The organism is Curvibacter sp. PAE-UM (assembly GCF_001432305.1).
In the GTDB taxonomy this organism is placed as follows: domain Bacteria; phylum Pseudomonadota; class Gammaproteobacteria; order Burkholderiales; family Burkholderiaceae_C; genus Hylemonella.
Genome location: NZ_KQ483358.1, coordinates 559,182 through 583,811 on the forward strand (window position 1 = coordinate 559,182; position 24,630 = coordinate 583,811).

The window sequence follows — 24,630 nt, forward strand, 5'->3', positions numbered from 1 at the left end:
TCAGAGCATCTCCAGCGGCACAGGCCTGCCGGGCGGCGGGAACAGTTGGTCGAGTTCGGCCAGCTGGGCCGGATTCAGCGTGATCTCGCGGGCCGCCGCATTCTCCCGCACTCGGGCCGGGCTGGCCGACTTCGGGATGGCGATCACGCCCTCCTGCGCCAGCAGCCAGGCCAGCGCGGCTTGCGCCGGGGTCATGCCGTGGCGACGGGCGAAATCCTGCAGGCCCTTGTGGCCCAGCAGGCGCGCCTGCTCGATCGGCGAATAGGCCATGACGGGCACGCCGCGCTCGCGCAACCAGGGCAGCAGGTCCCACTCGATGCCACGACGGCCCAGGTTGTAGAGCAACTGGTTCGCAGCGCAGGTCTCGCCTCCAGGAACGCGCCAGAGCTCCTGCATGTCGGCCAGGTCCAGGTTGCTCACGCCCCAGTGGCGAATCTTGCCGGCCCGCTGCAAGGCCTCGAAAGCCTCCACGGTCTCGGCCAGCGGGTGTTGGCCACGCCAGTGCAAGAGGTAGAGATCCATATGGTCGGTCTTCAGACGCTTGAGGCTGCGCTCGCAGGCCGCGATGGCCCCCTGGCGCGAGGCGTTGTGCGGATAGACCTTGCTGACGAGAAAGGCCTGATCACGCCGACCCACGAGCGCCTCGCCCACCACCTGCTCGGCCCCGCCCTCGGCGTACATCTCGGCGGTATCGATCAGTGTCAGGCCCAGGTCCAGGCCGAGCTGCAGGGCGGCGACTTCGGCCTTGCGCGCGCTGCGGTCCTCGCCCATGTACCAGGTGCCCTGGCCCAGGGCCGGCACCTGCTCGCCCGAGGGCAGGCGCACGGTTTTCATGCGGCGAACTTGCCGGCAATGTAGTCCGTGACCTGCTGGTCCTCGGCCGAGGTCAGGCCGCTGACGCCGATGGCGCCGCGCAGGGTGCCGTCCTTGTCCTTGAGTGGCGAGCCCCCGGGCAGGGCCGTAAGCAGCGGGTCGCAGAAGTAGCCCATCTCGATGTTCTCGCGGTGCAGACGCTCCAGCACTGCCTGGGTCGTCACACCCATGCGCGCCGCGCTGTAGCCCTTGCCTTGCGAGATGGCGACACTGCGCACCGGCGCGCCCTCCATGCGCACGAAAGCCAGCAGCAGGCCGCTGGCGTCGCAGACCGAGACACAGACCGGCTTCTTGAAGTTCTGGGTGGCGTGGGCCATGGCCTGGTCGATCAGGTCACGGGCGATGGCGAGGGTAAGGTTGGACATGACAACTCCTGAGCATTGAATGCACAGGATTGTAGGAACAGGCCCTACTCCAGCGTCCGCAGCACCTGCAGCGCTTCCTCCACACGCTCCACGGCATGGATGGTCAGGCCCTCGATGGCTTTCTTCGGCGCATTGGCCTTGGGCACCACGGCCACGGTGAAACCCAGCTTGGCGGCTTCCTTCAGGCGCTCCTGCCCGCGCGGCGCGGGCCGCACCTCGCCGGCCAGGCCCACTTCGCCGAAGGCGAGAAAGCCCTTGGGCAAAGGCTTGCCGCGCAGCGAGGAGGTGATGGCCAGCATCACGGCCAGGTCGGCCGCCGGCTCGCTGATGCGCACGCCGCCCACGGCGTTGACGAAGACGTCCTGGTCCAGGCAGGCCACGCCGGCGTGGCGGTGCAACACAGCCAGCAGCATGGCGAGACGATCGCGGTCCAGGCCCACGGAGAGGCGGCGTGGCGACGGCCCGCCGCTGTCCACCAAGGCCTGGATCTCCACCAGCATGGGGCGCGTGCCTTCCAACGTGACCATCACGCAACTGCCGGGCACGGGCTCGGCGTGCTGGCTCAGAAAGATGGCGCTGGGGTTGCTCACGCCCTTGAGACCCTTTTCCGTCATGGCGAAGACACCGATCTCGTTGACGGCGCCGAAGCGGTTCTTGATGGCGCGGATCAGGCGGAAACTGCTGTGCGTGTCGCCCTCGAAGTAGAGCACCGTGTCCACCATGTGCTCCAGCACACGCGGGCCGGCCAGCGCGCCCTCCTTGGTCACATGGCCCACCAGCACGATGGCCGTGCCGCTGGCCTTGGCGGCGCGCGTGAGGTGCGCGGCGCATTCGCGCACCTGCGCCACCGAGCCGGGGGCGGAGGTGAGCTGGTCGGAGTAGACGGTCTGGATGGAGTCGATCACGGCAATCGCCGGCTGGTGCGCATCCAGCGTGGCCAGGATCTTCTCGAGCTGGATCTCGGCCAGCACCTGTACCCGTGAGCCGTCCAGCCCCAGGCGGCGCGCGCGCAGCGCCACCTGGGCGCCGCTTTCCTCGCCGGTGACGTAGAGCGTTTTCTGGCCGGCGCGTTGCAAGGCATCGAGCGCCTGCAGCAGCAGCGTGGACTTGCCGATGCCCGGATCGCCGCCGATGAGCACCACACCGCCTTCGACGATGCCGCCGCCCAACACCCGGTCCAGTTCGTCCTGGCCGGTGGGCGTGCGCTCGACGTCCGAGGCCTCGATGTCGGCCAGCGCGACCACCTCGGCGGTTTTGGCCAGCGCGGCAAAACGGTTCTTCGTTGGCGCGGCGCTCTCCGCCACGGACTCGATCAGCGAGTTCCAGGCATTGCAATGCGGGCACTTGCCCAGCCACTTGGGGCTGATGCCGCCGCACTCGTTGCAGGTGTAGATGGTCTTGTCTTTCGCCATCCGTGCATGGTACCCGAATACTGTATGAACTTACAGCCCGGGTAAGTCCGGGGCCTGCGGGGCGGGGCCCGGCTTGAATGCGGCGCCAAAACATTTAACATATTAAATAAATCGACACCCCCGACATGTCCACCGCCTTTCGCCATCGCAACCTGCCCCGCCTGCTGCTGCAGGCGCGCGAAGCCGTGATGACGCACTACCGCCCCGGCCTGCGCGACCAGGGCCTGAGCGACCAGCAGTGGCGCGTGCTGCGCGTGCTGGGCGAGCACGGCGTGGTGGAAACCGGCCGCGTGGCGCGCGAGGCCTACATCCTCGGCCCCAGCCTCACCGGCGTGCTGGCCCGCATGGAGCGTGACGGGCTGGTGCAACGCGAGCGCGACGCGGCCGACCAGCGCCGTACCGTGGTGCGCGCCACGCCCCGCGGCCTGGCGCTGGTCGCTACCCTGTCCCAGTCGATCGAGGCGCATTACCAGCGCCTGGAGCGCGGCCTGGGTAAGGAAAAACTGGGGCAGCTGTATGCGCTGCTGGACGAACTGATTGCCCTGGAGGAGCCCGCATGAGCCACGCACCCGTCCTGGCGGCCGGCACGGTCTATGGTGTGCTGCTCAACTCGAAGGACGAGTGGGCCGCCTGGACCGCGCAGATGAACGAGCCGCCCTACAAGGCGCCGCCGCAGGCACCCGTGCTCTACATCAAGACCGCCAACACCTGGAGCGCCTGCGGTGCGGCCATCGCGGTTCCTGCCCGCGCGCCGCAGGTCGAGATCGGCGCCAGCCTCGCCATGGTCATCGGCACTGCCGCGCACCAGGTCAGCGCTGACAACGCGCTATCGCACGTGGCGGGCTACGTGCTGGTCAACGACCTCTCGCTGCCACACGCCAGCTACTACCGCCCGCCCATCAAGTACAAGAACCTCGACGGTTTCCTCGGCATCGGGCCGTGCTGCGCCACACCGGCCGAGGTGGGCGACCCGAACCGGCTGCGGCTGGAGGTGCGCGTCAACGGACAGCTGCAGCAGACCGTGGACCTGGGGCGCATGCTGCGCCCGGCGGCACAGCTGATCGCCGACGTCAGCGAGTTCATGACCCTGCGCCACGGCGATGTGCTGCTGCTGGGCCTGGGGGACAAGCGGCCGCTGGCCCGCGCGGGCCAGCGCATCGAAATTTCCGCCATCGGCATGCCCGCGCTGGGCACGCTGAGAAACACGCTGGTGGAGGAAACCCCATGAAACACGCACGCGTGGCCTATGACGGCGCGATCCACGACGCCACCGAACGCGACGGCCGTCTGCTTCTGGCCGATGGCCGCCGGGTCGACTTCGATGCCGTGACCTGGCTGCCGCCACTGGCCCCCGTGCCCTGGCCACGCACGGTCCTCGCCCTGGGCCTCAACTACGCCGACCACGCGAAGGAACTGGCCTTCAAGGCCCCCGAGGAGCCGCTGGTCTTCATCAAGGGCGAAGGCTCGCTGATCGGCCATCGCGCCCATACCGTGCGGCCCGCCGGGGTGGACTACATGCACTACGAATGCGAGCTGGCCGTGGTGATCGGCCAGCGTGCCAAAAACGTGAAGCGGGCCGACGCCTACGACTTTGTGGCCGGCTATACGGTCGCTAACGACTACGCCATCCGCGACTACCTGGAGAACTGGTACCGGCCCAACCTGCGCGTGAAGAACCGCGACACCTGCACGCCGCTGGGCCCCTGGCGCGTCGACACCGGGGACGTGCCCAATCCCATGGCGCTGGCCCTGAGCACCACGGTCAACGGCAAGCTCACGCAGTCCGGCCACACGCGCGACATGATCTTCGACGTGCCCTACCTGATCGAATATTTCAGCAGCTTCATGACGCTACAAGCCGGCGACCTGATCCTGACCGGCACGCCCGATGGCATCGTCGACTGCCGGCCCGGCGATGTCATCGTCACCGAAATCGAGGGCATCGGTACCCTCGTCAACACCATCCGCTCCGCATGAACACCGTCATCAACCACCTCATCAACGGCAAGCCGGTGGCCGGCGTCGATTACTTCGAAACCGTCAACCCCGCCACGCAGGAAGTGCTGGCCGAAGTCGCCGCCGGTGGCGCCGCCGAAGTGCACGCCGCCGTGGCCGCCGCCAAGGACGCGTTCCCGAAGTGGGCCGGCCTGCCCGCCCCCGAGCGCGCCAGACTCATCCGCAAGCTCGGCGAGCTGATCGCGCAGCACGTGCCCGAGATCGCACGCACCGAGACCGCCGACACCGGCCAGGTCATCGCCCAAACGGCCAAGCAGCTGATCCCGCGCGCCGCCGACAACTTCCATTACTTCGCCGAAATGTGCACGCGCGTGGACGGCCACACCTACCCCACGCCCACGCACCTGAACTACACCCTGTTCCACCCGGTGGGCGTGTGTGCGTTAATTTCCCCCTGGAATGTGCCCTTCATGACGGCCACCTGGAAGGTGGCGCCGGCCCTGGCCTTCGGCAACACGGCCGTGCTCAAGATGAGCGAGCTCTCGCCCTTGACCGCCGCCCGCCTGGGTGAGCTGGCGCTGGAAGCCGGCATCCCGGCCGGCGTACTCAACGTGGTGCACGGCTACGGCCAGGAAACGGGTGAGCCGCTGTGCGCCCACCCGGACGTGCGCGCCATCTCCTTCACCGGCTCCACCGCCACGGGCAACCGCATCGTCAAGGCCGCGGGCCTGAAGAAGTTCAGCATGGAGCTGGGCGGCAAGAGCCCCTTCGTGATCTTCGACGACGCGGACCTGGAGCGCGCGCTCGACGCCGCCGTCTTCATGATCTTCTCCAACAACGGCGAACGCTGCACCGCGGGCAGCCGCATACTGGTGCAGCAGAGCATCTACGCCGACTTCGTGCAGAAGTTCACCGAGCGCGCCAGGCGCATCGCGGTCGGCGACCCGCAGGATGAGAAGACCATCATCGGCCCCATGATCAGTCAGGCCCACCTGGCCAAAGTCCGCAGCTACATCGAGCTCGGCCCGAAGGAAGGTGCCACGCTGCTGTGCGGCGGGCTGGATCGCCCGTCCTACGCACCCGAATTGCCGGCGCGCGTGAACAAGGGCAACTACGTCTGGCCCACCGTGTTCGCCGACGTGGACAACCGCATGCGCATCGCGCAGGAAGAGATCTTCGGCCCCGTAGCCTGCCTGATCCCTTTCAAGGACGAGGCCGACGCGATTCGCCTGGCTAACGATATTCAATACGGCCTCTCCAGCTATGTCTGGAGCGAGAACCTGGGCCGCGCGCACCGTGTGGCCGGCGCCATCGAGGCCGGCATGTGCTTCGTCAACAGCCAGAATGTGCGGGACCTGCGCCAGCCCTTCGGCGGCACCAAAGCCAGCGGCACGGGGCGCGAGGGCGGCACCTGGAGCTACGAGGTGTTCCTGGAGCCCAAGAACGTGGCGGTGAGCATGGGCCATCACCACATCCCACATTGGGGGGTCTGACCATGGGCAAACTCGCGCTCGCCGCCAAGATCACCCATGTGCCCTCGATGTACCTCAGCGAGCTGCCCGGCCCGCGCCAGGGTACACGGGCCGACGCGATCGACGGCCACAAGGAAATCGGCCGGCGCTGCCGCGAACTCGGCGTGGACACCATCGTGGTGTTCGACACGCACTGGCTGGTCAATGCCAACTACCACGTGAACTGCGCGCCGCACTTCAAGGGCCTGTACACCAGCAACGAGCTGCCGCACTTCATCAGCAACCTGGCCTACGAATTCCCGGGCAACCCGGCGCTGGGCCAGCTGCTGGCGAAAGTCTGCAGCGAGCACGGCGTCGAGACCCTGGCCCACCCGGCCACCACCCTGGCGCCCGAGTACGGCACCCTGGTGCCCATGCGCTACATGAACCAGGACCAGCATTTCCGGGTGATCTCGGTCTCGGCCCTGTGCCAGGTGCACTATCTCAACGACAGCGCGCGCTTGGGGTTTGCCATGCGCCGCGCAGTGGAAGAGCACTACGACGGCACCGTCGCCTTCTTCGCCAGCGGCTCGCTCAGCCACCGCTTTGCACAGAACGGCCTGGCACCGGCATACGCGCACAAGATCTGGAGCCCGCTACTCGAACGCATGGACCGCGAGGTCTTGCGCATGTGGCAGGCCGGCGAGTGGCCGGCCTTCTGCGAGATGCTGCCCGAGTACGCCAGCAAGGGCCACGGCGAGGGTTTCATGCACGACACCGCCATGCTGCTGGGCGCGCTGGGCTGGTCCGAATACACGGGCCGGGCCGAGATCGTCACGCCCTATTTCGGCGCCTCCGGTACCGGCCAGCTCAATGCTGTGTTCCCGGTGCTGCCGGTGCAGGGCCGCGCCATCCCGGCGGCGCAGGCCTCGAACGCCGAGGGCTACCGCGCCTTTCCCCGACTCTGAGAGAACGCCATGCCCCACCTCGTCATCCTCTACACCGGCAATCTCGAAAAAGAGACCGACATGACGGCGCTGTGCCGCAGCCTGGCCGACGTCATGCTGGTGCAGCACGACGAAAGCGACAAACCGGTCTTCCCCACGGGTGGCACGCGCGTGCTGGCCTACCCGGCCGCGCACTACGCCGTGGCCGACGACGGCACGGCCGGCAAGGCGGCGGGCGGCAGCGGCGACTACGCCTTCGTCTACCTCAATCTGCGCATGGGCCGCGGCCGCTCCCCCGCCGTCCACAAGCGCGTGGGAGACGCCCTGCTGATGGCCACCAAGGCGCACTTCCAGCCCCTCTTTTCGCAGCGCCACATCGGCGTGACGCTGCAGATCGACGAAGGCCCGGAAGTGTTCGACGCCAAGCACAGCAACCTGCACCCACTTTTCAAATGAGCAGCTTCACCCCCGAGCTCACCCAACAACTGGCTGCCGAACTGCAGCAGGCGCAGGACACGCGCACGCAGCTGGAGCATTTCTCCAAACGCTTTGCCGGCATGAGCATCGAGGACGGCTACCGTGTCAGCCGCGCCTGGGTGGCGCTGCAGCTCGCCGCAGGCCGTCGGGTCATCGGCCACAAGATCGGCCTCACCTCGCGCGCCATGCAGCAGTCCAGCCAGATCGACGAGCCCGACTACGGCACCCTGCTCGACTCCATGCTGTACACCTGCATGCCAGGCCAGGTGCTGGACATCCCGGCGGCGCGCTTCATCGCACCGCGCGTGGAAGTGGAGCTGGCCTTCGTGCTCAAGGCACCACTCAAGGGGCCGAGCGTCACGATGGAGCAGGTCCTCGCCGCCACCGACTACGTGACGCCGGCCATCGAGATCATCGACGCGCGCATCGAGCAGTTCGACCGCCACAGCAAGGTCATGCGCAAGGTCTACGACACCATCAGCGACAACGCGGCCAATGCCGGCATTGTGGTCGGCGCCGCGCGCGTCCGACCGTCTGAGGTGGACATGCCCTGGGTCGGCGCCATCCTGCGCCAGAACGGCGTGGTGGAGGAAACCGGGCTGGCCGCCGGCGTGCAGGGCCACCCGGCCATCGGCATCGCCTGGCTGGCCAACAAGCTCGCGCCCTGGGGCGAGCATCTCGAAGCCGGGCAGATCGTGCTGGCCGGCTCCTTCACGCGCCCGGTGCCGGGCAAGGCCGGCGACCTGTTCGAGGCCGACTACGGCCCCCTGGGCCCCTTGAATTTCCGTTTTGTCTGAGGAGTCCGCATGAAAACACCCGTCAACCCCTTCAAGCAGGCCATCGCCAAACAACAGGCCCAGATCGGCCTGTGGGTCAACCTGGGCCACCCCGTCAGCACCGAGATCTGCGCCGGCGCCGGCTTCGACTGGCTGCTGCTCGACGCCGAGCACTCACCCACCACCCTGCCCACGCTGCTCTCGCAACTGCAGACCATCGCGGCGTATCCGGGCTCGCACCCGATCGGTCGGGTGCCACTGGGCCACGGCGAGGCCGGCACGGCCACCATCAAGCAGTTCCTGGACCTGGGCTTCCAGACCCTGCTGGTGCCCATGGTGGACACGGCCGAACAGGCCGCCGCCCTGGTGCAGGCCATGCGTTATCCGCCCGAGGGCGTGCGCGGCATGGCGGGCACACGCGCGGCGCGCTGGGGTCGTTACCCCAACTACGGCAAGGAAGCCAACGAGCAGGTCTGCCTGCTGGTGCAGGCCGAGTCGCGCACCGCACTGGACAACCTGGATGCCATCGCCAACACGCCCGGCGTAGACGGCGTCTTCATCGGCCCGGCCGATCTCTCGGCCTCGCTGGGTTACATCGGCCAGGCCACCCATCCCGAGGTACAAAAGGCCATCGACGATGCCATCCGCCGCATCGTGAAGTGCGGCAAGGCCGCGGGCATCCTGATCAGCGACGAGACGCTGGCGCGCCACTACCTGGCGATCGGCGCGACCTTCGTCGCCGTGGGCCTGGACACCCAGATTCTGGTGCGCCAGACCTCGGCGCTGGCCGCGCTCTACAAGGGCAACGTGAAGCCCCTCGCCGCCGGCGACAAGGTCTACTGAAGGCAAACCGTGAGCGACCACCGACGTGTCTGTCTGATCACCGGCGCCGCCACTGGCATCGGCGCGGCCTGCGCACGCGAATTCGCGGCGCACGGCTGGCAACTGGCCCTGAGCTGGCTGGACGAAGCCAACCGTGTGGAGCTGCTGGACGTGGCCACCGAATGCGAGGCGCATGGCGTCAGCCCGCTGCTGCTGCATCTGGACGTGGGCCAGGACGACAGCTGCACGGCCTTCGTACAGGGCGCGCTGCAGAAGTTCGGCCGCATCGACGCGCTGGTCAACTGCGCCGGCACCACGCGCTTCATTCCGCACACCGATCTCGATGCCCTCACGCCTGAAGAGTTCCACCGCACTTTTGATGTCAACACCGTGGGCTTGTACCGCATGACACGCGCCTGCGTGCCGGCACTGAAGGCCAGCGGCCAGGGCAGCGTGGTCAACATCTCGTCCATCGGCGGCGTGATCGGCCGCGGCTCGTCCATGGCCTATGCGGCCTCCAAGGGCGCGGTCAACACCCTCACGCTCTCGCTGGCACGCGCGCTGGGGCCGCAGGTCCGCGTCAACGCCATCGCACCGGGTTTTGTCGAGGGCGGCCTGCCCAGCCGTGTGCTGGACGCCGTGCGCCATGCCGATGTGCTGCAGGTGCAGACCGAAAGCTCGCCGCTGAAGCGCGTCTCGCAACCGGAAGAGGTTGCGGCGCTGGCCTGTTTCATCACCGAACGCGCGCCGGGCATGACGGGCACGGTGATCGCCATGGACAATGGCCTGCACCTGAACGCGGGATGAACGCATGACCGAACCGAAACACAAATTCCGCTCTGCCACGCTCGTGGAGGGCACCATCCGCGCCACCACGCGCAGCTTCCTGCATGCCCTGGGCCAGGACAAGGACGACATCGCGCGCCCGCACATTGGCGTCTTCCACACCGGCGGCGAGATGAGCCCCTGCAACCTGAACCTGCGCGATCAGGCCCAGCACGCCAAGACCGGCATCTACGCCGCAGGCGGCACGCCACACGAGTGCCCGGTGGTCTCGGTCTCCGACGGCCTGACCATGGCGCATTCGGGCATGCGCTTCTCGCTGATTTCGCGCGAGCTGATCGCCGACAGCGTGGAGGCCTCGGTGCGCGGCCACCAGTGGGACGGCATTTTCGGCATCGGCGCCTGCGACAAGAACCTGCCTGGTCTGATGATGGGCATGGTGCGCTGCAATGTGCCCAGCGTCTTCGTGCACGGCGGCTCCGCGCTGCCGGGGCAGATGCCGGGCGTGGACGGGCGCGACCTCAACGTGGTCGACACCTACGAAACCATCGGCAAGGTACTGGCCGGCGACGCCACACTGGACGAGCTCGATGCCATCAGCCAGGCCTGCCTGCCCACGGCCGGTGCCTGTGCGGGCCAGTTCACGGCCAACACCATGGGCATGGTGTCCGAGGCCCTGGGCCTGGCGCCCATCGGCTCCAGCATGGTGCCGGCCGTCTTCAGCGAACGCGCGCCGCTGATGCGCCGCGCCGGCAAGCAGCTGATGCAGGCCGTGATGGGTGAGGCGCCGCTGCCGCGCGACATCGTCACCCGCCAGGCGCTGGAAAACGCCTGCGCCGTGGTCTCGGCCACCGGCGGCTCGACCAATGCGGCGCTGCACATCCCGGCCATCGCGCACGAGGCCGGCATCAAGTTCCACCTCGACGACGTGGCCGAGGTCTTCGCGCGCACGCCGCTGATCGCCGACCTGCGCCCCGGCGGCAAGTACCTGGCGCGCGACATGTATTACATCGGCGGCGCGGCCGTGGTGCTGCGCGAGCTGCTGCGCAGCGGGCACCTGCACGGCGACGCGCTGACCTGGACCGGCCGCACACTGGCCGAGGAAATTGCGGATGCCAACGATCCCGACGGCCAGGTGGTGCGCCGCTTCGAGAATGCCATCTCCAGGGACGGCGGCCTGGCCGTTCTCAAGGGCAACCTCTGCCCCGACGGTGCGCTGCTCAAGACCGCCGGCCTCAAGGCCCTGGTGCACCGCGGCCCGGCCCGCGTGTTCGAGTCCGAAGAGGAGGCGCAGGCCGCCGTGCAGGCCCTGCGCTACCAGCCGGGCGACGTGATCGTGATCCGCAACGAAGGCCCCAGAGGCAGCCCCGGCATGCGCGAGATGCTGGGCATCACCGCCCTGCTCTATGGCCAGGGCATGGGCGACAAGGTGGCCCTGCTGACCGACGGGCGCTTTTCCGGCGCCACGCGCGGCCTGTGCATCGGCTACGCCGGGCCGGAAGCGGCCGACCGGGGGCCGATCGCCGCGCTGCGCGACGGCGACATGATCGCCATCGATGCGCGGCCGCAGACGCGCAGCATCACGGTGGAGCTGCATCCGGAAGAAATCAGCCATCGCCTGGCCGGACTGCAGGTAAACACGGGTATCGCCCGTGGCGGCCTGCTGGAAAAATATGCCCTCACAGTACGCCCGAGCCACCAGGGCGCGGTCACCCATTCCGGGGCCGTCACCTGGTTGCGCGACGTTTCCTGAATTTTGCAAGCTCATCACAAGGAGACACCCATGAGCATTTCCCGTCGTCACGTCATCCAGTCCGCCGGCGCCACCGCGCTGCTGGCCAGCCTGGGCCAGCAGGCCATGGCCCAGGCCCAGATCGACACCCTGAAGATCGTCACCGGCTTCGCTGCCGGCGGCACCTCGGACAACACCTGCCGTCGTGTCGGCACGCGCCTGACCGGCCCCTATGCCAAGACCGTCGTGGTCGAGAACAAGACCGGCGCCGGCGGCCAGATCGCCATCCAGTACATCAAGGGCCAGCCGGCCGACGGCACCTCGTTGCTGCAGTCGCCGACCTCGATGTTCACCATCTACCCGCACATCTTCAAGAAGCTGCCCTATGACCCGGTGGCCGATGTGACCCCGGTCACCCTGGCCTGCGTGTTCGACTTCGGCTTCGCCGTCGGCCCCCTGGTGCCGGCCAGCGTGAAGAACGTGGCCGACTTCATCGCCTGGGCCAAGGCCAATCCCACCCAGGCCAACTTCGGCTCCCCCGCTGCCGGCTCCACGCCCCACTTCGTGGGCGCCCTGCTGGGCAAGAGCGGCGGCATCGACCTCAAGCACGCGGCCTACCGCGGCACGCAACCGGCCATGCTGGACCTGCTGGGTGGCCAGATTGCCGCCGTCAGCGGCCCCATCGGCGACATCACGCAGCACCTGGCCACCGGCAAGATCCGCATCCTGGCGACTTCGGGCGCCAAACGCAACCGCTTCGCACCCGACGTACCGACCTACGCCGAGCAGGGCTTCAAGGAGCTGACCCACAGCGAATGGTTCGCCTTCTTCCTGCCCCCGAAGGCCGCGCCCGAGCTGGTGGCCCGCATGAACAGCGCGCTCAAGGCAGCCCTGGCCTCCAAGGACGTGATCGACGGTCTGGCCACCTTCGGCCTGGAAGCCATGTCGAACTCGCCCGCCGAACTGGCCGATCTGCTCAAGCAGGACACGGCCAAGTGGGCGCCCATCGTCAAGGCCATCGGTTTCACCGCCGACGCTTGAGCACAGAGTGAAGGAGCGCCTGCCATGAATGCCATTCTGAAATCGGCACCTCCCGTGCACATGCACCCGGAGGAATGGCAGGCGCGCCTGCAGCTGGCGGCCTGCTACCGCATCTTCGCGATGCTGGGCTGGACCGAGATGATCTACAACCACATCACGCTGCGCCTGCCGGCCAGCGTGAGCGGTGGCGAAAAGCACTTCCTGATCAACCCCTTCGGCCTGCATTACAGCGAGGTCACCGCCAGCAACCTGGTGAAGATCGACCTGCAGGGTCGCGTGCTCGACGGCTCCACGCATCCGGTCAACCCGGCCGGCTTCACCGTGCACTCGGCCATCCACGAGCACATCGCCGGGGCGCATTGCGTCATGCACACCCACACCACGGCCGGTGTGGCCGTGGCCTGCCAGCAAAACGGGCTGGCCCAGAACAACTTCTATTCCGCCCAGCTGCACGACATGGTGGCCTACCATGACTTCGAGGGCATCACCATCCACGCCGACGAGGCGCCGCGCCTCCTGCACAGCATCGGCAATAGACCAGCGGTGATCCTGCGCAACCACGGCCTGCTGGCCTGGGGCGCCACGCTGGCGCAGACCTTCGCCATCCTGTGGACGCTGCAGCGCGCCTGCGAGATCCAGCTGGCCACGCTCAGCATGGGCCCGGCCATTCCCGTGCCCGAAGCCATTGCCGCCAGGTGCACGCGCGACGCGCTACAGTTCAACCCGAACCATGGCGCCGGACAGGACGTGTTCGACGCGCTGGTGCGGCAGGTGGACCGACTGGACACCAGCTACAAGAACTGACCCGCCTGCGGGCCTCACGGGGAGAGGGACGACATGAGCGACAAGCCTTACGGCAAGGTTTGCATTTATGGTGCCGGCGCCATCGGCGCCTGGATGGGTGTGCGGCTGGCGCGTGCCGGTTGCCAGGTCAGCGTGGTGGCGCGCAGCGCTACGCTCAGCGCCCTGCAGCAGCACGGCTTGCGCTGCCAGATCGACAAGGAACTGCTCAGCGTGCCGGTAAAGGCCAGCGCCAACCCCGCAGACCTGGGCACGCAGGACCTGGTGATCCTGGCCGTCAAGGCACCGGCCCTGCCCGAGGTGGCGCGCCAGATCGCCCCGCTGCTGGGCCCCGCCACCGTGGTGCTGACCGCCATGAACGGCGTGCCCTGGTGGTTCTTCCAGGGTTTCGGCGAGAAGTTCGCCGGCACCCAGCTCAAGGCCATCGACCCCAAGGGCGAGATCGCCAGGGCCATCCCTGCCGCGCACATCATCGGCGGCGTGGTGCATGCCAGCTGCTCGATCCGGGAGCCGGGCTGCGCCTTGCACCACTTCGGCAACCGCCTCATCATCGGCGAGCCCACGGGCCAGAAGACCGAGCGCGTGCAGCAGCTCGTGCAACTGCTTAGCCAGGCCGGCTTCGAGACCGAGCTCTCGGCCCAGATCCAGAAGGACATCTGGTACAAGCTCTGGGGCAATATGACGGTCAACCCGGTCAGTGCGCTGACCGGCGCTACCACCGACAAGATCCTGGGCGACAAGCTGGTACGCGACTTCATCTCGAAGGTGATGCTCGAGGCCAAGGAGATCGGCGCGCGCATCGGCATCCCGATCTTCCAGCAGCCCGAGGACCGGCACGCCGTCACGATGAAGCTGGGCGCCTTCAAGACCTCGATGCTGCAGGACGTGGAGGCCGGTCGCCCCGTGGAGATCGACGCGCTGGTCACCGTGGTGCAGGAGCTGGGTGCGCTGACGGGTGTGCCCACCCCCTACACCGACGTTCTGCTGGGCCTGTCGCGCTTGCAGGCGCGCACACGCGGCCTGCTCTAGATCGCATGTCGTCATCGCCCCACGCGCTCAGCCGCGCCGCCTTCTTCACGCTGCTCTTCACCGCCTGCCTGTTCGGCGCCAACCATGTGGCGGCCCGCCTGGCCTTCAACCACGGGCTGGACGTGGCCACCGCCGTGCTGGTGCGCAGCTTCGTCACAGCCATCGTGGTCGGCGCCATCGTCTGGCAGCAAGGCGTGTCGCTCGTCGTCACGCCGCGCCAGCGCGGCTTCCTCTTGCTCATCAGCGCCCTGGTGGCCGTGCAGAGCCTGTGCCTGTACGCCGCCGTGGTGCGTCTGCCCGTGGCTCTGGCCCTGCTGACCTTCAACACCTATCCGCTGTGGACCGCCCTGTTCGCCTGGCTGCTCTACCGGCACCGGCCGGAACGCGCCGTGCTGCTGGCCATGCCGGTGCTGCTGTTCGGGCTGGCACTGGCGCTCGACGCGCTGGGGGCGGCCTCGGGCCTGGGTGCCGCCGGGCAGTGGAGCCGCATCGGCGCAGGTGTCGCCTTTGCGATGGTGGCCGCCGCCGTGTTTGGCGCCGCCCTGGTGCTCACGCAGCATGAAGCCGCGAGCGTGGACGGTCGCCTGCGCACGGCCATCACCATGGCCTTGGTCGGCCTGCTGGCGCTGGTGGCCGTGCCGTTGCAAGGCGGCCTGCACCTGCCCCAGGCGGCGGCCGGCTGGTGGGGCCTGGCCGGCCTGACGCTGTTCTACGGCACGGCCTTCACCATCATGTTCACCTTGCTGCCCCGTCTGGGCGTAGTCGGCAGCTCACCCATCATGAACGTGGAGCCGGTGGCGGCGCTGGTGCTGGCCTGGGTCCTGCTGGGCCAGGCCATTGCGCCGGTGCAGGTGGCCGGCGCGCTCATCGTGGTGGGCACCGTCATGGCCCTGGGCCTGCGCCGGCGCTGAAGGTCTCAGGCCGCTGGGCGCTCATCTGGGCAGGCAGCGGAAACTTCCGTTCGGAAAGTCTTCGTATTCCCCGCTGTTGCCGAAGCTGATGCCGCCGACGCAGGCCGCATAACGGTACTGGCCTTCGACCACAAAGTCGGTGCTGGCACCCGGCTGCACATTGTTGGAGTGCGTATAGAAACCGCCCTTGGGGCCTTCGCCGCAACCCTTTTTGGAATACTTCAGGTCACCGCAATAAAGCACGAAGATCTGCTTGTTGCAGGTGTTGGTCAGGGTGACACGTCCGTTCTTTTCGCTGGCGTCGACACAGCGCTGCGCGCTCTCGCCCGGGTTCCTGGCATGTGCATTGACGGCCACGACCATCAACAATGCGGCGGCGGCCAAGATGCGTTTCGAACTCATAGGTGCTCCCTGATCAGGTTGGTTGGTTTTCAGATAGTTGTACAGGCCGTGTGCGGCCCAGGGCAATCTAGCCGGCCCGCGCATGCGGCCGGCTCGGGACTAACCCGCACCGGCCTGCGTGCGTGTGAAAAATTCACGGGTTGCGGATCGCAAGGGGGTGGCCCCCGCGCGCCGCCCGTTTTCAGCGCCGGATCTTCTCGCGCGCGCGTCGCACGCGCTCGACGTTGATCGCCACCTTGCCGCTGCGAAACAACATGGGGGAGGCAATGGCGTAAGCCGGGTCCGAGGTGTCCAGGCAGTGGTAGTTGAAAGCCGGCATGCCGTTCTTGTCGACGATGACGATGACCCAGGGCGTGTTGGCACGCTGCCCGCGCTGCACCGCCACGGCCGTCTCGCCGCTCACGAGGCGCACATAGGTGCCGGGCGGATAGAAACCGACCGCTGCAGTGAGTGCGCCTCCAACCGATGCGGTGACTTCCTTCTCGGTCTTCAGGTAGATGGACTTGGCCGACTCCAGCGGCGAGAGCGCCTCGCGCGTGCGCCGCGCCGCCATCTTGGCAACAAAGACGTCGGTCATGCTCAGCAAGCGGCGCGCCTGCAGGTTGTGTGGCACCCCTTCGGCGCTGTCGGGCTGGTGGTGCCAGCGCACCAGGTCCAGCTCCTCCACGTCTTCGATGCCCAGCCAGACCAGGATCTTCAGGCTGAGCTGCGGATGGTCCTGGATCAGCTGTCGCTGTTCGGGCGTGGGAGCTTCGTTCTGCCGGGCCAGCACGTCCTGCTCGCGGGCCATGCCGATGTTCATGGTCAGCGCTGCGCTCATCAGTGACTGCCGCTGCTGCGGGTTCAGGCCCAGCTTTTGCGCCGCCAGCTCGCAGACGCAGGCACACAGCAGGGCATGCGTGGCGCAATAGCCCAGGCTGCTGTCGGCCAGGGCCTGGAACAGACAGAACAGGCTGTCGTCGGCGTCTGCCAGGAGCAGGGCGCGCGCCTTGTTCTCCAGGGCCGCCAGGCGCGGCAAGGGATTGAGCGCCAGCCCCCCCTGGTAGAGGATGCCGCGCAGCACCTCCTGCAGGTCCATCCAGCCGCCGTTGAGCTGCTCGCCGACCATGTAGTCGCGCTCGCGGATCGCGCTGGGCATGGGCAGGCGCGCGATCGCGTCGACCTCCACCCCTTCCATCAGCATGGTGTGCACCATGCGCTCGTAGGAGCGCTGCCAGGCTTGCGCCTCGGCCTCGGTGGTCGATGCATTGTGGGCGTAGAGCTTGTCGCGGTGCTGCTCGGAGACGATGGGCTGGCCCTTGCGCAACAGCAGCAGGCCGTCGGGGTTCCAGACGTTGACCGGCAGGGGCTTGCCCACAGGCAGCATGGCGATGGGGATGGGCACGTATTTCATGCGAGCCCCACCGGCACGCGCGCGGCCAGCGCACACATCAACTCGTAGCCCACGCTGCCCCCGGCCTGGGCCACTTCGTCGATGGGCAGGAGGGCCCCATTGGAGGCGCGCCCCCAGAGCGTGACTTCGGAGCCCATGCCCGCGGCGGGCACTGGCGTGAGGTCCACCGTGATCAGGTCCATGCTGACACGCCCGACCAGCTGGGTGCGCACGCCGTCCACCAGCACCGGCGTGCCGCGTCCGGGTGTGCCCGGGCTGGCGCGCAGGTAACCGTCGGCATAACCGCAGGCCACCACGCCGATGCGCATGGGCTGTGCCGCGGTGAAGGTCGAGCCGTAGCCCACGCTGTCGCCGGCGGCCAGCTGCTGGATGCCGACGATGCGCGAGCGCAGCGTCATGGCGGGCTGCAACGCCCAGTGGGCCGCGCTGTGCTCGGGAAAATCGGGTGAGGCACCGTAGAGCACGACGCCGGGCCGGATCCAGTCCGAGCGCAGGCTGGCTGCGGCCTGCGGCCCCATGTGGCGCAGGACCGCCGCGCTGTTGCTCAGGGACCGTTCGCCCGGCAAATCCTGCGTGGCGGTGTTGAAGGCGGCCAGCTGCTGCGCCACGCCCTTGGCGCCATCGGCGTCGCTGAAATGCGTCATCAGCGAGATCTCGTCCACCTGCGGCAGCGCGTTCAGACGGTGCCAGGCCGCGCGGAACTGATCCGGCTTGAAACCCAGGCGGTTCATGCCGCTGTTCATCTTGAGGAAGACGCGGTGCGGTGTGTGCGTCTTGTGCACGGCCAGCATGTCGATCTGCTCATTGCAGTGCACGGTGTGCCAGAGGTCCAGGCGCGAACACAGCTCCAGGTCGCGCTGCTCGAACACGCCTTCGAGCAGCAGGATGGGCCCGCGCCAGCCCAGGCCCCGCAGACGCTCGGCCTCCCCCAGGTCCAGCAGGGCAAAACCGTCGGCACCACGCAACCCTTCGTAGACACGCTCGATGCCATGACCATAGGCATTGGCCTTGACCACCGCCCACACCCGCGCATCGGGGCTGGACTGGCGCGCGCGCGCCAGGTTATGGCGCAGGGCTTCGACGTGGATCAGGGCTTGGATCGGGCGTGACATGCTGGCGGAACTATCTTTGGACGGGGCGTTCAGTCAACCCCTTGCGATGAATTGTGACATTGCCCGCCATGCTATAACCCAGCGTCGATTGGATTTTCACAACAAGCCTCAAAGCACGAGTTCCCGGTCCCCCAGCCCATGAAACGCGGTTTCTACACCATCATGTCGGCGCAGTTCTTCAGCTCGCTGGCTGATAACGCGTTGTTCGTCGGGGCCGTGCAGCTGCTGCGCAGCGAGGGCGCACCCGAGTGGCAGCAGGCGGCGCTGGTGCCCATGTTCGCCCTCTTCTACGTGATCCTGGCGCCCTTCGTGGGCGCTTTTGCCGACGCCCAGCCCAAGGGCAAGGTCATGCTGATCAGCAACGGCATCAAGATCATCGGCTGCCTGATGATGCTGTTCGGCACGCACCCGCTGATGGCCTACGCCATCGTGGGCCTGGGCGCGGCGGCCTATTCGCCCGCCAAGTACGGCATCCTCACCGAGTTGCTGCCGGCCTCGCAGCTGGTCAAGGCCAACGGCTGGATCGAGGGGCTGACCATCGCCTCCATCATCCTGGGCGTTCTGCTGGGCGGCCAGCTGGTCGGGCATGCCATCTCGTCCACGCTGCTGACCATCGACCTGCCACTGATCAACACCGGCATCGACAGCCCACCGGAAGCGGCGATTTCGGTGCTGATCCTGGTCTACCTGCTGGCGGCCTGGTTCAACACCCGCATCCCGCACACCGGCGTCGAGATGCGCCCCATGCCGCGCAACCCGCTGGCCCTGCTGCCCGACTTCTGGCGCTGCAACACCCGGCTCTGGCAGGACCGCCTGGGCCAGATCTCGCTCTCCACCACCACCCTGTTCTGGGGCGTGAGCGGCAACCTGCGTTACATCGTGCTGGCCTGGGCCGCGGCGGCGCTGGGCTACAGCGTCACGCAGGCCTCCTCGCTGGTGGGGGTGGTGGCCATCGGCACGGCCGTGGGCGCCGTGGTGGCCTCCATGCGCATGCGGCTGGAAGATGCCACGCGCGTCATGCCCCTGGGCATCGCCATGGGCGTGCTGGTGATCCTGCTCAATTTCATCGACAACGTCTGGCTGGCCGCGCCTTTCCTGGTGCTGCTGGGCGGCCTGGGCGGCTTCCTCGTGGTGCCCATGAACGCACTGCTGCAGCACCGCGGCCACAACCTCATGGGCGCCGGCCGCTCCATCGCCGTGCAGAACTTCAACGAGCAGTCCTGCATCCTGGGCCTGGGTTTTCTCTACAGCTTCTCCACCGGCATGGGTCTCTCGGCCTTCGGCGCCATCGCCAGCTTCGGCATCCTGGTGGCCGGCTTCATGTGGCTGATCAAGCGCTGGCACGCCAGCAACTGCGTCAAGTACCCGGAAGAAGTCGAGCATCTGCTCGACATCGCCCGCAACGACCACCTGCACGGCTAGGCTGCGGTTGCACTGCGCAGGCCCCTCTGCGCTAATATTGCCTGCACCATGGCCACGCGCACCCGCCACCTCGCACCGCACGACCTGCAGCCCGGCATGGTGCTGGCCCAGGCCCTGACCCTCGTCGAGCACGGCATCGTCACCTACACCCTGCCGGGCGGGCATGTCCTGACGCAGGAGAACCAGCACCAGCTCGCCAGCCACCACGCCGTGTGCGTCCAGGTCGAGCAGGAGGACACGCGCACCGATGCCCAGCGCGAGGCCGACGCGCTGCGCCAGGCTGGCCGCCTGAAGATGATCTTTCGCCATGCCGATCTCGGCGCCCCGGAAAACCAGGCGCTGATCCAGGCGCTGCTGACGCACCGGAGCGCATGATGCCCATCCAGGCCAGCGAAGTCGTGGCGCGCTTGCAGGCGCTGCCGGCATTCCCCGCCATCGTCACCCGCATCCTGGAGACGCTCAATGACGAACGTGCCGCACTGGAACTGCTGGAACAGCATCTGCAATCCGACCCGGTGATCAGCGCGCGCATCCTGTCGGCCGCGAACCGGCTGATCCGGCACTCCGGGCGCGAACCGGTGGGCGATGTGCACACCGCCGTCAGCTACCTGGGTCTGAACCGGGTGCACGACGTCGTGGTGTCCACCAGCCTGCTGGACTTTGCGCAGAACAGCCATTGCGCCAGCGTGTTCTGGGAGCGCAGCCTGGCCGTGGGCCTGTGCGCGCAGGAACTGGCCGGGCTGGCGGGCGAAAACCCGGACCACGCGCTGGTGGCCGGCCTGTTGCATGGGGTGGGCATCCTCTGGCTCCATGTCTGCCACCCGCACGAATACCAGCAGGTGCTGATCGAGCGCCAGCTGCACGACAGCGACCTGGCGCAGGCCGAGCGTGCGCTGCTGGGCATCGATCACCTCGAGATCGGCCGTCTGCTGGCCGAGCACTGGGATCTGCCCAGCGACATCGTGCAGGCCATCGCCGGCTACCGCACGCCGGCGCACGGCGCGCTGCCGCCCCTGGTGGCCGTCGTCCATCTGGCGACCGTCATCTGCAGCGGCCTGGACCTGCCCTTCCAGCCGGACAGCGAAGTCCGCCACCTTGCACCGCAGGCGCTGCGCGCGCTGGGCGAGGACTGGGAAGACAAGATGCCGGACCTGCTGGGCCGGGTCGAGGTGCGTTTCGCCCAGTCCCGCACCCTGCTGAAATAGGATCTGCCAACCGCCGGTCCTGTTTGCGTTTCTCATGCACACACAACTTGCCGCCTGGGCCCTGGTGCTCAACGCCTTCGTCTGGGGCGTCTCCTGGTACCCCTTCCGACTGCTGGAGGCCGAGGGCCTGCACCCGCTGTGGTCCACCTTCCTCATCTACGTTCTGGCCTTCGCCGGCCTGCTCGCCTGGCGCCCCGGGGCCTGGCGCCATTTCCTGCGCCACCCGCTGCTGTGCCTGCTGCTGGTGGCCTCGGGCCTGACCAATGTGGGCTTCAACTGGGCCGTCACCATCGGCGACGTGGTGCGCGTGGTGCTGCTGTTCTACCTGATGCCGGCCTGGTCCGTGCTGCTGGCCTGGCTGCTGCTGGGTGAGCGCCCGGGCCTGAGCGCGCTGCTGCGCCTGCTGCTGGCGCTGGCCGGCGTGGTCATCGTGCTCAAGGCACCCGACTCATCCTGGCCCGTCCCCAGCGGCCTGGCCGACTGGCTGGCGCTGCTGGGCGGCTTCAGCTTTGCGCTGACCAATGTATTGCTGCTCAAACTCAAGGACACGCCCGACGAAGCGCGCATGACGGCCATGTTCGGTGGCGGCGCGCTGCTGGCCCTGGCCACGGCGCTGCTGGGCGGCCCCTCGGGTCTGGTGCCGCTGCCGCCCGCCTTCGCCACCGGCTGGCTGCTGCTGGTGCTGCTCACCAGCCTGGCCTTCCTGTTTGCCAACCTGGGCCTGCAGTACGGCGCGGCGCGATTGCCGGCGGCCACCACGGCATTGGTGATGCTGACCGAGGTGGTGTTTGCGAGTGTTTCGTCGGTGCTGCTGGGGGCGGCGGAGTTGGAGACGCGCACGCTGCTGGGTGGGGCCTTGATCCTGCTGGCAGCGCTGTGGGCCTCCTGGGGAGACCGCGGGCACTGAGCAGGGCGCTGCGCTGCTACGATGGCTCCAACAACACCGAGGAGAACCGCATGCATCGCCGACTCATCATCACCCTGGCGGCCACCCTGCTCATGCTGGGCACGAACATCGCCCGCGCGACCGACTATCCCACCAGACCTGTGACCGTGATCGTGCCGCAGACGGCCGGTGGCACCAACGACATCGTGGGCCGCCTCATCGCGCAAAAGCTGGGTGAGGCGCTCGCCGGCAGTGTCGTGGTGGAAAACCGCCCGGGCGCCGGCGGCAACATCGGCACCGTGTATGCGGCCAAGGCGCCGAAGGATGGCCACACCCTGCTCATGACCATCAGCAGCGCGCAGGCGATCAACCCCGCCGTCTACAAGAACCCGGGCTTCGACCCGGTCAAGGACTTCACGCCCCTGGCCCTCGTGGGCGCCGTGCCCAATGTGCTGGTGGTCAATCCGGCCTTCCCGGCGAAGAACCTCGCAGAGTTCCTCAAACTGGTGAAGGCCAACCCCGGCAAGTACCCCTATGCCTCGGCCGGCAACGGCACGCTCAACCACCTGCTGGGGGAGATGCTCAACAGCACGGCCGGCGTGAAGCTGCAGCACATCCCCTACAAGGGCGTGGCCCCGGCCATGACCGACGTGATCGGCGGCCAGGTGCCCATGGCCTTCACCAGCCTGCCCTCGGTGCTGCAACACCTCAAGGCGGGCCGGCTCATTGCGATTGGCGTGAGTTCCCCCGCCCGTTCTCCCGTGCTACCCGACGTGCCCGCCATCGGCGAGCAGGTGCCGGGCTACAGCGGCACGCTGTGGGTGGGCCTGTTTGCCGCGCGCGGCACGCCGCCGGAGATCGAGGCCAGGCTGCAGGACGCGATGAAGAAGGTGCTGGCCGCCCCTGACACGCAGGAGAAGCTGCAGGCCCAGGGCGTGGAGCTGGCGAACGCCACACCAGCGCAGTTCGCCGCGCTGCTGCAGGAAGACATCACACGCTGGGCAAGGATCGTCAGGGAATCGGGCGCGACGATCGATTGAGTTCCGGAGTCTGCATCGCCTATCGGTTCGAGCAAGGCCCTGTCGCCGGATCCTGCAACATGCCCACTGTCTATGACTTCGAAGCAGAGATGATCGGCGGCCAGCGTGTCGCCCTGAACCAGTTCAGGGGCCAGGTCATGCTGATCGTCAACACCGCCAGTGCCTGCGGCTTCACCCCGCAGTTTGCGGGGCTGGAAGAGCTGCACAAGACCTATGGCCCCCAGGGCCTGGTGGTGCTGGGTTTCCCCTGCAACCAGTTCGGCGCCCAGGACCGCGGCAGCAACGACGAGATCGCCAGCTTCTGCCAGCTCAACTATGGCGTGAGCTTCCCCATGATGGCCAAGGTCCAGGTGAACGGGCCGCAGGCCCATCCGCTGTACCAGTGGCTGGTGCGGGAGGCCCGGGGTGTGCTGGGTACGAAGTCCATCAAATGGAACTTCACCAAGTTCCTGATCGGCAAGGACGGCACGGTGCGCAAGCGCTATGCGCCCTTTACGAAACCCGAGCGGCTGCAGCGCGATATTGAGGCCGCGCTGGCCGTCTGATCGCCTGACCGGCTCAGGCCTGCGCCAGCGCCTCGTCCAGCAACTCCACCCAGTGCTTCACCGGCGTGCCGGTGCCACTTTGCAGGTGCGTGATGCAGCCGATGTTGGCCGAGACGATCTGCTCAGGCTGCATCTCGCCCAGGTTCCTGAGCTTGCGATCGCGCAGTTCGTAGGCCAGCTTGGGGTTGAGCACCGAGTAGGTGCCGGCCGAGCCGCAGCAGAGGTGGGGCTCGACGCGACAGGTGTTGACCTTGAAGCCCAGCGCACCCATGTGCTCTTCCACGCCGCCGCGCAGCTGCTGGCCGTGCTGCAGGGTGCAGGGCGGGTGGAAAGCAAGCTGGCCGGCCTTGGCCGAGACCTTGCCGCGCAGCTGGTCCACCAGTTCCGGCAGCAGCTCGCTCAGATCTTTGGTCAGTTCGCTGATGCGTCGGGCCTTGGCCGCGTACTGCGGATCGTCCCGCAGGATATGACCGTATTCCTTCACGGTCACGCCGCAGCCGGAAGCGTTCATGACGATGGCTTCCGCACCGGCTTCGATGTGCGGCCACCAGGCGTCGATGTTGGCCCGCATCTCGGTCATGCCACCGTCCTGGTCGTTCAGGTGGAACTTCACGGCACCGCAGCAGCCGGCCTTGGCGGCCACCATGGTCTGCATACCGGCGGCGTCGAGCACACGCGCCGTGGCGCTGTTGATGTTGGGCATCATGGCCGGCTGTACGCAGCCTGCGAGCATCAGCACCTTGCGCGCATGGGTGCGCGTGGGCCAGGCGCCGGCGTCTTGCGCGGCCGGCACCTTGGCCTTGAGGCTGGCGGGCAAGAGGCCGCGCACGAGCTGGCCCATTTTCATCGCCGGGGCGAACAGCGGCGAGGTCAGGCCCTCTTTCAGCGCCCAGCGCACGAAACGTTCGCCGGCAGGGCGCTCGACCTTGGCGTCCACGATCTTGCGGCCGATATCAACCAGGTGGCCGTAGTCCACGCCGCTGGGGCAGGTACTTTCGCAGTTGCGGCAGGTGAGGCAGCGGTCCAGGTGGGCCTGGGTCTTGCGCGTGGGCGCCGTGCCTTCGAGCACCTGCTTGATCAGGTAGATGCGGCCACGCGGGCCGTCGAGCTCGTCACCCAGCAACTGGTAGGTGGGGCAGGTGGCGGTGCAGAAGCCGCAATGCACGCACTTGCGCAGGATGGCTTCGGCCGCCTGGCCGTCGGCCGTGTGCTTGAACTCGGGGGCGAGATTGGTTTGCATGGGAGGTTC

At 67.7% G+C, this 24,630-nt stretch carries 27 protein-coding genes; 20 read left to right on the forward strand and 7 right to left on the reverse strand.

The window, feature by feature from the left end:
* Genes AO057_RS02800 through radA form a run of 3 tightly spaced genes read right to left on the reverse strand, consistent with a single transcriptional unit; the run spans nt 1 to nt 2,650 of the window.
* Nucleotides 1-834, reverse strand: a complete 834-nt coding sequence (locus tag AO057_RS02800) for an aldo/keto reductase (RefSeq protein WP_057674200.1) — start codon at nt 832-834, stop codon at nt 1-3.
* Nucleotides 831-1,238: a GlcG/HbpS family heme-binding protein gene (locus tag AO057_RS02805; RefSeq protein WP_057674201.1), complete on the reverse strand. Its 408-nt coding sequence runs from the start codon at nt 1,236-1,238 to the stop codon at nt 831-833. Before AO057_RS02805 ends, AO057_RS02800 begins: the two co-directional genes overlap by 4 nt.
* Nucleotides 1,239-1,282: 44 nt before the next feature.
* Complete coding sequence (gene radA, locus AO057_RS02810; protein ID WP_057674202.1) at nt 1,283-2,650, reverse strand: DNA repair protein RadA; 1,368 nt, start codon at nt 2,648-2,650, stop codon at nt 1,283-1,285.
* A 125-nt stretch (nt 2,651-2,775) separates the two neighbouring features.
* Here radA and hpaR point away from each other — a divergent pair, with 125 nt between their 5' ends.
* The 14 genes from hpaR to AO057_RS02880 are packed head-to-tail and all read left to right on the forward strand — an operon-like array spanning nt 2,776 to nt 15,376.
* On the forward strand, nt 2,776-3,210 hold the full coding sequence (gene hpaR / locus AO057_RS02815; protein ID WP_057674203.1) for a homoprotocatechuate degradation operon regulator HpaR: 435 nt from the start codon (nt 2,776-2,778) through the stop codon (nt 3,208-3,210).
* Entirely contained in the window at nt 3,207-3,878 is a 672-nt protein-coding gene (locus AO057_RS02820; RefSeq protein ID WP_057674204.1) for a fumarylacetoacetate hydrolase family protein, read from the forward strand. The genes hpaR and AO057_RS02820 overlap by 4 nt, the downstream gene beginning before the upstream one ends.
* Entirely contained in the window at nt 3,875-4,627 is a 753-nt protein-coding gene (locus AO057_RS02825) for a fumarylacetoacetate hydrolase family protein (RefSeq protein ID WP_057674205.1), read from the forward strand. The genes AO057_RS02820 and AO057_RS02825 overlap by 4 nt, the downstream gene beginning before the upstream one ends.
* Nucleotides 4,624-6,099: a 5-carboxymethyl-2-hydroxymuconate semialdehyde dehydrogenase gene (hpaE, locus tag AO057_RS02830; protein ID WP_057674206.1), complete on the forward strand. Its 1,476-nt coding sequence runs from the start codon at nt 4,624-4,626 to the stop codon at nt 6,097-6,099. The genes AO057_RS02825 and hpaE overlap by 4 nt, the downstream gene beginning before the upstream one ends.
* 2 nt (nt 6,100-6,101) lie before the next feature.
* Nucleotides 6,102-7,025 carry a 3,4-dihydroxyphenylacetate 2,3-dioxygenase gene (hpaD, locus tag AO057_RS02835; RefSeq protein ID WP_057674207.1) on the forward strand — a complete coding sequence of 308 codons (924 nt, stop codon included), beginning with the start codon at nt 6,102-6,104 and terminating at the stop codon, nt 7,023-7,025.
* A 9-nt stretch (nt 7,026-7,034) separates the two neighbouring features.
* Entirely contained in the window at nt 7,035-7,460 is a 426-nt protein-coding gene (locus AO057_RS02840; protein ID WP_057674208.1) for a 5-carboxymethyl-2-hydroxymuconate Delta-isomerase, read from the forward strand.
* Nucleotides 7,457-8,278 carry a 2-oxo-hept-4-ene-1,7-dioate hydratase gene (hpaH, locus tag AO057_RS02845; RefSeq protein WP_057674209.1) on the forward strand — a complete coding sequence of 274 codons (822 nt, stop codon included), beginning with the start codon at nt 7,457-7,459 and terminating at the stop codon, nt 8,276-8,278. Before AO057_RS02840 ends, hpaH begins: the two co-directional genes overlap by 4 nt.
* A gap of 9 nt (nt 8,279-8,287) precedes the next feature.
* Nucleotides 8,288-9,100 (forward strand): HpcH/HpaI aldolase family protein, encoded by an 813-nt coding sequence (locus AO057_RS02850; protein WP_057674210.1) that lies wholly within the window; start codon nt 8,288-8,290, stop codon nt 9,098-9,100.
* A 9-nt stretch (nt 9,101-9,109) separates the two neighbouring features.
* Nucleotides 9,110-9,886: an SDR family NAD(P)-dependent oxidoreductase gene (locus AO057_RS02855; protein WP_057674211.1), complete on the forward strand. Its 777-nt coding sequence runs from the start codon at nt 9,110-9,112 to the stop codon at nt 9,884-9,886.
* 4 nt (nt 9,887-9,890) lie between these two features.
* Nucleotides 9,891-11,615 (forward strand): dihydroxy-acid dehydratase, encoded by a 1,725-nt coding sequence (gene ilvD, locus AO057_RS02860; RefSeq protein WP_057674212.1) that lies wholly within the window; start codon nt 9,891-9,893, stop codon nt 11,613-11,615.
* 30 nt (nt 11,616-11,645) lie between these two features.
* Nucleotides 11,646-12,635 carry a Bug family tripartite tricarboxylate transporter substrate binding protein gene (locus AO057_RS02865; RefSeq protein ID WP_057674213.1) on the forward strand — a complete coding sequence of 330 codons (990 nt, stop codon included), beginning with the start codon at nt 11,646-11,648 and terminating at the stop codon, nt 12,633-12,635.
* Nucleotides 12,636-12,659: 24 nt separating this feature from the next.
* Nucleotides 12,660-13,439 (forward strand): class II aldolase/adducin family protein, encoded by a 780-nt coding sequence (locus AO057_RS02870; RefSeq protein WP_057674214.1) that lies wholly within the window; start codon nt 12,660-12,662, stop codon nt 13,437-13,439.
* A gap of 33 nt (nt 13,440-13,472) precedes the next feature.
* Complete coding sequence (locus AO057_RS02875; RefSeq protein WP_057674215.1) at nt 13,473-14,465, forward strand: 2-dehydropantoate 2-reductase; 993 nt, start codon at nt 13,473-13,475, stop codon at nt 14,463-14,465.
* 5 nt (nt 14,466-14,470) lie between these two features.
* A complete protein-coding gene (locus AO057_RS02880) occupies nt 14,471-15,376 on the forward strand; it encodes a DMT family transporter (RefSeq protein WP_057674216.1) in 906 nt (301 codons plus the stop codon).
* 21 nt (nt 15,377-15,397) lie between these two features.
* On the opposite strand, the gene AO057_RS02885 is transcribed toward AO057_RS02880, so the two are convergent.
* From AO057_RS02885 to alr, 3 genes are all read right to left on the reverse strand, one after another.
* On the reverse strand, nt 15,398-15,778 hold the full coding sequence (locus AO057_RS02885) for a hypothetical protein (protein WP_057674217.1): 381 nt from the start codon (nt 15,776-15,778) through the stop codon (nt 15,398-15,400).
* Nucleotides 15,779-15,959: 181 nt separating this feature from the next.
* Nucleotides 15,960-17,171, reverse strand: a complete 1,212-nt coding sequence (locus AO057_RS02890; protein ID WP_057674218.1) for an HD-GYP domain-containing protein — start codon at nt 17,169-17,171, stop codon at nt 15,960-15,962.
* Nucleotides 17,168-18,283 carry an alanine racemase gene (gene alr, locus AO057_RS02895; RefSeq protein ID WP_057674219.1) on the reverse strand — a complete coding sequence of 372 codons (1,116 nt, stop codon included), beginning with the start codon at nt 18,281-18,283 and terminating at the stop codon, nt 17,168-17,170. The genes AO057_RS02890 and alr overlap by 4 nt, the downstream gene beginning before the upstream one ends.
* A gap of 138 nt (nt 18,284-18,421) precedes the next feature.
* Here alr and lplT point away from each other — a divergent pair, with 138 nt between their 5' ends.
* From lplT to AO057_RS02925, 6 genes are read left to right on the forward strand one after another with little or no spacing between them, the layout of a single operon-like run.
* Nucleotides 18,422-19,705, forward strand: coding sequence for a lysophospholipid transporter LplT (lplT, locus tag AO057_RS02900; RefSeq protein WP_057674220.1), 1,284 nt, complete (start codon nt 18,422-18,424; stop codon nt 19,703-19,705).
* 48 nt (nt 19,706-19,753) lie between these two features.
* Nucleotides 19,754-20,080 (forward strand): hypothetical protein, encoded by a 327-nt coding sequence (locus AO057_RS02905; protein WP_057674221.1) that lies wholly within the window; start codon nt 19,754-19,756, stop codon nt 20,078-20,080.
* Entirely contained in the window at nt 20,080-20,910 is an 831-nt protein-coding gene (locus tag AO057_RS02910; protein ID WP_057674222.1) for an HDOD domain-containing protein, read from the forward strand. The genes AO057_RS02905 and AO057_RS02910 overlap by 1 nt, the downstream gene beginning before the upstream one ends.
* 34 nt (nt 20,911-20,944) lie before the next feature.
* Nucleotides 20,945-21,817, forward strand: coding sequence for a DMT family transporter (locus tag AO057_RS02915; RefSeq protein ID WP_057674223.1), 873 nt, complete (start codon nt 20,945-20,947; stop codon nt 21,815-21,817).
* 50 nt (nt 21,818-21,867) lie between these two features.
* On the forward strand, nt 21,868-22,836 hold the full coding sequence (locus AO057_RS02920) for a Bug family tripartite tricarboxylate transporter substrate binding protein (protein WP_057674224.1): 969 nt from the start codon (nt 21,868-21,870) through the stop codon (nt 22,834-22,836).
* A gap of 59 nt (nt 22,837-22,895) precedes the next feature.
* The gene (locus AO057_RS02925; protein ID WP_057674225.1) at nt 22,896-23,381 is read left to right on the forward strand and encodes a glutathione peroxidase; all 486 of its coding nucleotides are present in this window, start codon (nt 22,896-22,898) and stop codon (nt 23,379-23,381) included.
* 13 nt (nt 23,382-23,394) lie between these two features.
* Here AO057_RS02925 and glcF read toward each other — a convergent pair whose 3' ends face one another.
* A complete protein-coding gene (glcF, locus tag AO057_RS02930) occupies nt 23,395-24,621 on the reverse strand; it encodes a glycolate oxidase subunit GlcF (RefSeq protein WP_057674226.1) in 1,227 nt (408 codons plus the stop codon).
* Between the last annotated feature and the right edge of the window lie 9 nt (nt 24,622-24,630).